At 66.6% G+C, this 1,805-nt stretch carries 5 protein-coding genes; 3 read left to right on the forward strand and 2 right to left on the reverse strand.

All coding sequences use genetic code 11. From position 1 onward, the window contains the following. Positions 1-318 precede the first annotated feature (318 nt). Positions 319-591, reverse strand: coding sequence for a D-Ala-D-Ala carboxypeptidase family metallohydrolase (locus VSX60_RS22675; RefSeq protein ID WP_442873142.1), 273 nt, complete (start codon positions 589-591; stop codon positions 319-321). On the opposite strand from VSX60_RS22675, the gene VSX60_RS22215 reads away from it, so the two are divergent. From VSX60_RS22215 to VSX60_RS22225, 3 genes are read left to right on the forward strand one after another with little or no spacing between them, the layout of a single operon-like run. Beyond that, the gene (locus VSX60_RS22215) at positions 497-787 is read left to right on the forward strand and encodes a hypothetical protein (protein ID WP_327626410.1); all 291 of its coding nucleotides are present in this window, start codon (positions 497-499) and stop codon (positions 785-787) included. The genes VSX60_RS22675 and VSX60_RS22215 overlap by 95 nt on opposite strands. Positions 788-797: 10 nt before the next feature. Beyond that, positions 798-1,010, forward strand: a complete 213-nt coding sequence (locus tag VSX60_RS22220) for an AbrB/MazE/SpoVT family DNA-binding domain-containing protein (RefSeq protein ID WP_327626411.1) — start codon at positions 798-800, stop codon at positions 1,008-1,010. Beyond that, positions 1,010-1,390 carry a type II toxin-antitoxin system VapC family toxin gene (locus VSX60_RS22225; RefSeq protein ID WP_327626412.1) on the forward strand — a complete coding sequence of 127 codons (381 nt, stop codon included), beginning with the start codon at positions 1,010-1,012 and terminating at the stop codon, positions 1,388-1,390. The genes VSX60_RS22220 and VSX60_RS22225 overlap by 1 nt, the downstream gene beginning before the upstream one ends. Here the strand turns inward: VSX60_RS22225 and VSX60_RS22230 are convergent. Beyond that, on the reverse strand, positions 1,380-1,805 hold a 426-nt coding region (locus VSX60_RS22230), incomplete at its 5' end, for a DUF7697 family protein (RefSeq protein ID WP_327626413.1). The two genes, VSX60_RS22225 and VSX60_RS22230, sit on opposite strands and share 11 nt — an antisense overlap.

The following is a 1,805-nucleotide window of genomic DNA, read 5'->3' on the forward strand; positions in this document are numbered from 1 at the left end:
CCATGAAGATCGCCGAACGGGCCGAGCCGGGGACCGTCATCCTCTGCATGCTGCCCGACACGGGCGAACGCTACATGTCAACGCCGCTGTTCGAGTCGATCCCCGAGGACATGACCGAGGAGGAGACGGCGCTGTCGCGTTCGACGCCAGGTTTCCAGATGGCCGCCGAGTAGACGGCGGCGGGCGGCCGGTGCGTGCTTACTCAGGAGGCAGCCGGCACAGCGAGGCGATCAACGACACCCGCGCCGTGTCGGGCGACGCCAGCGGCGCCTCACCGGCAGTGCCGCCGCCCTTCATGGTACGACTGTCGGCCAGCATTTAGCGCGCAGGCGGGGTTTCCGCAGCGAAAGCCGTCTCCCGGTCCAGGTAGCGCTCGCCCCTCCGGCGGACCGGCCCAAGATCGACATGAATGAGGCCCGAGCGTGGGTAAAACCCCGGCGCCCAGGAACCCGACCTCACGTCGGCCACCTCGAAGGCAGCGGGATCGTGGTTCGCCATGACGACGTCGAAGGCGGCGCAGTCGAGGTGCTTGGAGCGGCTTGCGCCGCCGACGGCCCTGTTTTGCTTGGGGCTGCGAGAGTCCGAGCGCACGATCAGCGGCTTTCCCAACCGGTCGGTCGTGCCGCGACTGCAGCTTGTCGAGCGCCGCTTCATTGATCAGCAGTTTGGCGGTGCCCCGACAGGCGATCTCGGCCGCGAGGCGGACGGAGACGCGTTTCTCGGCCATGGGTCGGCTTGCTTGATTTACCGGGCGTTGCGTCTTACGTTCCCGCCATCGATCCATTGAAAGTACGATCATGTCCGAGACCGCGACCCTGTCCTCGAAGTTCCAGATCTCGATCCCCAAAGCGATTCGGCGCGCCCACCATTGGGAAGCCGGGCTGACCTTCGCCTTCATCCCCAAGGGCACCGGCGTCCTGCTGGTCCCGGTCCCGACGCGGGAGAGCCTTGCAGGCCTGGCACGAGGCGCCTCTGCCACCGACCATCGGGACCGCTCGGACCGCGTCTGATGGTGCTCGTCGACACCTCGGCCTGGATCGAATGGCTGATCGGCTCTGCCACGGGACACAAGGTGGCTGAACAGCTTCCGGAGCAGGAAGACTGGCTGGTGCCGACCATGGTGCAACTGGAACTCGCAAAGTGGCTCACCCGCGAGGTCGGCGAGGACAGGGCGGATCAGGTGATCGCGTTTACGCAGGTCTGCCGGGTCGTCCCGCTCGACACCGAGATTGCGCTGGCGGCGGCGGAGGCCTGCTGGGAGCACAAGCTTGCAACCGCCGACGCCATCATTTACGCAAGCGCTCGCGCGCAGGGCGCGGGGCTGCTGACCTGCGACGCGCATTTCGAGGGCCTTCCCGGCGTCACGCTGATCGAGAAGATCAAGGACTGATCGCAGGACCGCCATCGGTGGCCATTTCCCCGTTCAGCTTGTGCACCATCACCGCTTCGATGACAGGCAGAAGCTCGGCCATGGCGGCGGACGCCAAGCCAAGCGCATCGCCCAAGCTGAGCGCTGCATTCAGATCCCAGCCGATCACGGCACCCGGCAGCACTCGAAGCTGGCCGCCCAAGCGGCCGAGGAGGTCCCGGATCTGCCAAACCTCCAGGGTTTCCGGCCGGTGCAGCCGCGCCGGGCAGTCCGCGCACGGCCCTTGGCAGGCTCCGCAGGGTTCGCACCCTCGCAATAGCGTTCGCCGGTCGTGTCCGTCAACGTGGTGGAAATTGGGGTGTAACTGAAGCGGCTCCGTTTCAGGCGGCTGCGGTGGAAATGCGGACGGTTTCTGGCTTGGTGCCGGTGGCCATGA

The organism is Aurantimonas sp. A3-2-R12, assembly GCF_036016755.1.
Taxonomy (GTDB): domain Bacteria; phylum Pseudomonadota; class Alphaproteobacteria; order Rhizobiales; family Rhizobiaceae; genus Aurantimonas; species Aurantimonas coralicida_A.

Excerpts from the sequence above, each read along its gene's own strand:
- VSX60_RS22225 (WP_327626412.1), top strand. The coding sequence starts at position 1,010 with ATGGTGCTCGTCGACACCTCGGCCTGGATCGAATGGCTGATCGGCTCT.
- VSX60_RS22220 (WP_327626411.1), top strand. The coding sequence starts at position 798 with ATGTCCGAGACCGCGACCCTGTCCTCGAAGTTCCAGATCTCGATCCCC.
- VSX60_RS22215 (WP_327626410.1), top strand. The coding sequence starts at position 497 with ATGACGACGTCGAAGGCGGCGCAGTCGAGGTGCTTGGAGCGGCTTGCG.